Here is a 6,457-nt window from a genome sequence, read left to right as displayed (position 1 = left end):
TGGCCACCGAGATGCAGGCGGACGCCGAGGACCGGGGGCGAGACCCGCGTCGCCGAGCACCCGGACCATGCCCGGGACGTCGGTGTTGTCGGCGAACCAGGTGCCGTCGGGACGCCGTACCAGGGTGTTGGCCGCACCGATCGCGGTCGCGACCGGCGACGCCGCCGCGGCCAGCGTCAGCGCGACCTCCTTGAGCGGCATGGTCAGCGACAGCCCGGCCCATTCCGGGCCGAGGCCGGCCACCAGGCCGGCCAGCTCGGCCTCGGCGCACTCGATCGCCGTGTACGTCCAGGTCAGCAGACCGGCGGCAGCGAAGCCGGCAGTGTGGATGACCGGGGACAGGGAGTGCCCGATCGGTTTCCCGCAGACGGCGGCCTTCCGGGCGCGCTCAGTGGATTGCACAGGCACAGATTAGGGGACCCGTCAGAGGACGCCGTTCTTCTTGGCGGTCTCGATGTTCTTCTCGTGCTGCGGGTAGCTGTTGGTGAACGCCGAGTGGCCCTGCTTGTCGATCGCCACGAAGTACAGCCAGTTGCCCTTCGGCGGCGCGAGGGCGCCCTGCAGCGCGGCCTTGCCGGGGTTGTTGATCGGCGTCGGCGTGAGCCCGTCCTTGCCGTGCAGGCGGTACGGGTTCTTCGTGTCGTACAGCTCTTTGTCGGTCATCTTGCCGGACGACTTCGTCGGCCTGCCGGTGAGCTGGTAGTAGTAGTTGATCCCGACGTCGAACTCCAGGCACTTGCAGTGGAAGTCGTCGCCGTAGAGGCGGTTGTAGGCCACCCGGGCGACCTTGCCGAGGTCCTCGGCGTTGCCGGCCTCGGCCTGGGCCAGCGAGGCCACCGTCAGCACCTCGTACGGGCTGATGTTGCGCTGGGTCTCGGCCTGCTTCACGAAGTCCACCTCGTTGGCGACGTTCATGAAGTGCTCGACCATCAGCGTCAGATACTCCGCCGCGGTGCCCTTCGGGGGGAACTCGTAGGTGTCCGGGAACAGGAAGCCCTCGATCGACTTCGCCTTCTTCTGCCCGTCGGTGCGGTTGAACCAGAACGCCGGGACGCCGAGCGCCTCCGGGTCCTTGGCGGCGTTCTTGAAATCGGCCACCTTGACCCCGGTCGCCTTGGCCAGGATCTCGTAGACCTGGTTGGCGGTCTTGCCCTCGGGGATGGTGATGCCGTTGGTGACCCGGCTCTTGGGATCGAGCATCAGGGTCACGGCCTGCGCGGCCGCCATCTGCTTGCGCAGGTTGTACGTGCCGGACTGGATGTTCTTGCCCTTGGGGTTGGCGTCGGCGGCCTCGGTGAAGGCGGCTGTGCTCTTGACCACATCGGCGTCGTACAGCACGTTGCCGATCTCGGTCAGCGACGCGTCCTTGGGGATCTTGACCTGCACCGGGTCGCTGCCGGGGCCGTCGTAGTCGGCCGCCGTGAAGAAACCCTTGATCTTCGAGTAGCCCAGGTATCCACCGACGCCGAGCACGCCCAGCAGGATGAACACCATGAGGAAGGCGACCGCGGACTTACCGCCCTTGCCGCCGCCGCCCTTCGAACCGCGAAATCCCCGCCGGTGGCGAGGTCTGCCCTTCTCCGCCTGCTCGTCGAACGCCAGGTCCAGCTCGTCGATCATCTTGTCTGCCTCCGCTGCGCGTCCAGCCAGCTCTGCAGGATCTCCACCGCGGCCGCCTGATCGACGACCGCCCGTTGCCGCTTGCCCCGTACGCCACGTTCGGCCAGCCTACGGGTTGCGACCACGGTCGACATCCTCTCGTCCGCCAGGACGATCGGAACAGACCCTACCGCCCGTTCCAGTCGCCCAGCGTACGCACGTATGTCGATGGCGGCAGGCCCCTCCTCGCCGTTGAGGCGCACGGGCAGGCCCACCACGATCTGCACCACCTCGTGCTCCCCCACAAGGCGGACGAGCTGAGCAATGTCGCCGGGGACGGCGTCGGGCGCCGCACCCATGTCACGGGGCACCGTGACCAGGGGGGTGGCCAGGATCCCGTCGGGGTCACTGAGTGCGACCCCGACGCGGACCTTACCCACATCCACACCCAGCCGCCTACCCCGTGGCAACGGCAACATGTCGACGGCCTCCCTCTCAGGCAGCCTCGCCGACCGCCTTCTCCACCGCTGCGAGCAAGACATTCACCTGGTCAGCGGGCACTCCACCGCCCTGGGCGAGGTCGGCGTTGCCGCCGCCCCGGCCGGAGAGCGCGCCCTTGACCAGATCGGCCGCGGACAGACCACGACTCTTCGCCGTGGCGTTGATCGCTACGATGAGTGACGCCTTGCCGTTGGACCGGGCCGCGACCGCGACCACCGCCGGACGACCGGCGTCGATCTTGCCGCGGATCTCCTGGGCCAGGGTACGCACGTCGTTGGTCGCCGCACCCTCGGGTGCCTCGGTCCCGACGTACGCCACGCCCCGCAGATCACGGGCCTGCGCCGCCAGCGCACCGGCCCCACCGAGCACGAGCTGCGCGCGCATCTTCTCGAGCTCCTTCTCGGCGTCGCGCAGGGCCGTCACGGTCTGCTCGACCCGGTCGGCGACCTGGTCGCCGGGCACCCGGAACAGCTCCGCGAGCCGGGCCACGAGCAGGTGCTCCTTGGCCAGGAAGCCGAACGCGTCGATGCCGACGAGCGCCTCGACCCGGCGGACACCGGAACCGATCGACGACTCGTTGAGGATCTTCACCAGGCCCAGCTGACCCGAGCGGGCCACGTGCGTACCGCCGCAGAGTTCACGCGCGTAGTCGCCGACTTCAACCACTCGGACCTCGTCGCCGTACTTCTCCCCGAACAGGGCCATCGCGCCGAGCCGGCGCGCCTCCTCCTGCGAGGTGACGAACGCATGGACTTCCAGGTCACGCAGCAGCACCTCGTTGACCTGCTGCTCGACGTCGTGCAGCACCGCGGGCGAGACGGCCCCCGGGGTGTTGAAGTCGAAGCGCAGCCGGCCGGGCGCGTTCAGCGAACCCGCCTGGGTCGCCGACTCGCCGAGGAACGCCCGCATGGTCTGGTGGATCAGGTGCGTCGCCGTGTGCGACCGCGAGATCGCCTTGCGGCGGGTCACGTCGATCTCGGCGAAGCCCGCCTCACCCGCGCGCACCTCACCGCGGACGACCCGCGCCTTGTGCACGATCAGGCCGGGCAGCGGCTGCTGCACGTCGACGACCTCGACCTGCCCGCCGCCGACGTTGATCAGGCCGGTGTCGGCCTGCTGGCCACCGCCCTCGGCGTAGAACGGGGTGGTGTCGAGCACCAGCTCGACGTAGTCACCCTCGTTCGCCGCCGCGACACTGGCGCCGCCGTCGCCGAGCAGCGCGCGCACCCGCGACTCCCGGGAGACCTCCGCGTAGCCGGTGAACTGCACCGGTCCGCCGTTCTCGAGCACCGTGCGGTACGCCGACAGGTCCGCGTGGCCCGTCTTGCGCGCGGCCGCGTCCGCCTTCGCGCGGGACCGCTGGTCGGCCATCAACCGGCGGAAGCCGTCCTGGTCGACGTCGAGGCCCTGCTCGGCGGCGATCTCCAGGGTCAGGTCGATCGGGAAGCCGTACGTGTCGTGCAGCTGGAACGCCTGCGCGCCGCTGAGCTTCGCGCCGCCGGACTTCTTGGTGTCGGTGATCGCCGTGTCGAGGATCGTCGTGCCCGCGCGCAGCGTGGACAGGAACGCCTCCTCCTCCGCGTACGCGTACGTGGAGATCCGGCCGAACTCCTTCGCCAGCTCCGGGTACGACGGCGCCATGCAGTCGCGCGCCACCGGCAGCAGCTCGGGGAACGTGGCCCCCTGCCAGCCGAGCAGGCGCATGGCCCGGATCGCCCGGCGCATGATGCGGCGCAGCACGTAACCGCGGCCCTCGTTGGACGGGGTGACCCCGTCGCCGATCAGCATCAGCGCGGTACGGACGTGGTCGGCGATCACGCGCAGCCGGACGTCGTCGGGGTGCGACAGGCCGGCCTCGTGACCGGAGTGCGCGCCGTACACCTTGCCGGACAGCTCGGCCGCCCGGGCCAGGATCGGCTTGACCTCGTCGATCTCGTACAGGTTGTCGACGCCCTGCAGGATCGACGCGACCCGCTCCAGCCCCATGCCGGTGTCGATGTTCTTCTTGGGGAGATCGCTGACGATCGTGAAGTTCTCCTTGCTCTTCACGTCGGTGATCTCGTACTGCATGAAGACGAGGTTCCAGTACTCCATGTACCGGTCCTCGTCGACCTCCGGGCCGCCCTCCTTGCCGTACTCGGGGCCGCGGTCGTAGAAGAGCTCGGAGCAGGTGCCGCCCGGGCCGGGGATGCCCATGTGCCACCAGTTGTCCTTCTTGCCCCGGCGCACGATCCGCTCGGCGGGCACACCGGTCGCGCGCCACATCTCGAACGCCTCGTCGTCGTCGAGGTAGACGGTCGGCCAGATGCGCTCCGGGTCCAGCCCGAAGCCGCCCTTCTCGACCGGGTTGGTGGACAGCTCCCAGGCCAGCCGGATGGCCTCGGCCTTGAAGTAGTCACCGAAGGAGAAGTTGCCGTTCATCTGGAAGAACGTGCCGTGCCGGCTGGTCTTGCCGACCTCGTCGATGTCGGGCGTCCGGATGCACTTCTGCACGCTCACGGCCCGCTGGTACGGCGGGGTGCGCTGCCCGAGGAAGAACGGCACGAACTGGACCATGCCGGCGTTGATGAACAGCAGGTTCGGGTCGTCGATGGCCGGCAGCGGGGCACTCGGCACGACCGTGTGCCCGTTCGCCTCGAAGTGCGCCAGAAAGCGCCGCTTGATCTCCGCCGTCTTCATCGCTGGTCCTCACTCGCGTGCCGCCCCTGCGTGCCGTCACGCAGCTCGGCGAATTGGTCGTCGTAGAGCTCACCCGCGGCGAAGGCCTCGTGGATCTCATGCTCGCGCTCGGCCATCCCCTCGCGGACGTCATCCACGAAGCTACGCAGCGACTCGACCAGACCGCCAGCGGATTGCGACAGGGAGGTGGCGATGCCGGTGGGGGTGAACTCGTTGGCCTTACGGGTGACCTTGCGCACGACGATGGCGCCGACGGCCAGGCCGACACCCAGCCAGAGCAGCCGCTTCATGGCGGTGTTCCTTCCGAGCTAGAAAAGCTGGTGAGATGGTCAGCGGGCCGCGCGGGCGGCCTTGCGGCGCTGCTTGAGAGTGGCGCGGACATCGCGCTCGTCCTCGGCGTGCCGGCGGGCGGCGGCGGCCTTGCGCAGGCCGTAGCCGAACGACGCCACCTTGATCAACGGGTTCGCGGCGGCGGCGGACACGACGGTGGCGAGGTTGGCCACGCTGGCCGTGACGTTCTGCGCGTGCTCGGTCATCGTGTCGACCTTGGCCAGCTGCACGTTGACACCGTCCAAAGAGACCTGGACCTGGCCCAGCGCGGTGTTCACGTTGCCGACCGTCTCGGTGACGTTGCCCAGCAGCGGCCCGGTCCGGTCGTTGAGGTCGTTGATCGCCTGGGTGGCGGCGTCGACCGTGTGGCGCAGCTTGAGAATCGGGACGGCGAGCACCAGCACGAGCATCAAAAACGCGCCCGCCGCGATCAGGCCTGCGATTTCTCCGGCGGTAACGTCCATCTACGCGTCTCCTCTACTGACGTGCCTCACAGTGTGACAACGTGCAGACCCTACCGTCAGTGACCGGTGGACGCTTCACGACGCCGTCGGTGTCGGCTCCAGCAGAGGATCAGGCGTGAGCACAGGGTCGGGCGTCTCGCCGATCAGGGAGGGATCCACGGCCGGCTGCGGCTTGCCCCGCTGGTCGGTGACGGCGTTCTGCACCTTGATGCTCACGGTCGAACCGGTGCACTTGTCCGGGTCAGGAGTGGGCACCAGCCCGTCAGGCCCGACGGAAGGCTGAGAGGCCGGATCCTGCGCGGCGACGGCGTCGACAGCGCACTCGGGCAGCCGCACCCACAGGTCCAGAGTGAACTCGTCCCTGGTCCAGCAGGTGTACTTGCCGGAGGTGGTGGGCTGATCGGAACACTCGCCGCTCCGCGCCTTCCAGCCGGCCCGGTTCAGCGCGGTGGCGTAGGCCTTGTCGGTCTCCTCGAACGGCCGCTCGGACTGCGCGGTCCGCTCCCGGAACCGGCAGTCGAAGAAACACCAGATGCTGCCGCTGGTCCGGTCCTCGACCTGCTTGTCGGCCCAGGTGGGCACGCTGAGCGCATCGAGGGAGTTGAACACGGGGTCACGCGTCGCGGACCGGATCCCGAACAGCAGCGGAAGCAGCCCGAGCACCACGACGCTGAGCGTGACCAGTGTGATGACCCGCAGCCGCCGCTCGGTGCGCAGCCGGGTGCGCAGCTCGGCACCCTTACCGAGCAGACCACCGGGAGACTCACGCTCGTCGGCGGCCGAGCTGTCACCCGCATCGGGTACGGGCCCAGCGCCGACAACCGCAACCCGCCCGGGCGGAGTGACGGTGCCGGTCCCCCGCCCCGCCGCGGCGACCTGTCCGG

The 6,457-nt window shown here is 69.2% G+C and carries 6 protein-coding genes and 1 pseudogene; all 7 read right to left on the bottom strand.

All coding sequences use genetic code 11. From position 1 onward, the window contains the following. Positions 1–402, bottom strand: a pseudogene (locus AB0C29_RS27735) (shikimate dehydrogenase); the annotation flags it as partial. Positions 403–423: 21 nt separating this feature from the next. Next, on the bottom strand, positions 424–1,620 hold the full coding sequence (mltG, locus tag AB0C29_RS27730; RefSeq protein ID WP_360825892.1) for an endolytic transglycosylase MltG: 1,197 nt from the start codon (positions 1,618–1,620) through the stop codon (positions 424–426). After that, positions 1,617–2,078, bottom strand: a complete 462-nt coding sequence (gene ruvX / locus AB0C29_RS27725; protein ID WP_360556172.1) for a Holliday junction resolvase RuvX — start codon at positions 2,076–2,078, stop codon at positions 1,617–1,619. Before ruvX ends, mltG begins: the two co-directional genes overlap by 4 nt. Positions 2,079–2,094: 16 nt before the next feature. Beyond that, positions 2,095–4,779: an alanine--tRNA ligase gene (gene alaS / locus AB0C29_RS27720; RefSeq protein WP_360825889.1), complete on the bottom strand. Its 2,685-nt coding sequence runs from the start codon at positions 4,777–4,779 to the stop codon at positions 2,095–2,097. Further along, positions 4,776–5,069, bottom strand: a complete 294-nt coding sequence (locus tag AB0C29_RS27715; RefSeq protein WP_360825887.1) for a hypothetical protein — start codon at positions 5,067–5,069, stop codon at positions 4,776–4,778. Before AB0C29_RS27715 ends, alaS begins: the two co-directional genes overlap by 4 nt. 39 nt (positions 5,070–5,108) lie before the next feature. After that, on the bottom strand, positions 5,109–5,573 hold the full coding sequence (locus AB0C29_RS27710; protein WP_360825884.1) for a DUF948 domain-containing protein: 465 nt from the start codon (positions 5,571–5,573) through the stop codon (positions 5,109–5,111). Positions 5,574–5,648: 75 nt separating this feature from the next. Then, positions 5,649–6,457, bottom strand: an 809-nt coding sequence (locus tag AB0C29_RS27705; protein ID WP_360825881.1) for a hypothetical protein, incomplete at its 5' end; no start/stop codon positions are given.

It is taken from the genome of Actinoplanes sp. NPDC048791, from assembly GCF_040650095.1.
In the GTDB taxonomy this organism is placed as follows: domain Bacteria; phylum Actinomycetota; class Actinomycetes; order Mycobacteriales; family Micromonosporaceae; genus Actinoplanes.
This window is presented reverse-complemented; position numbering and strand designations above follow the sequence as displayed.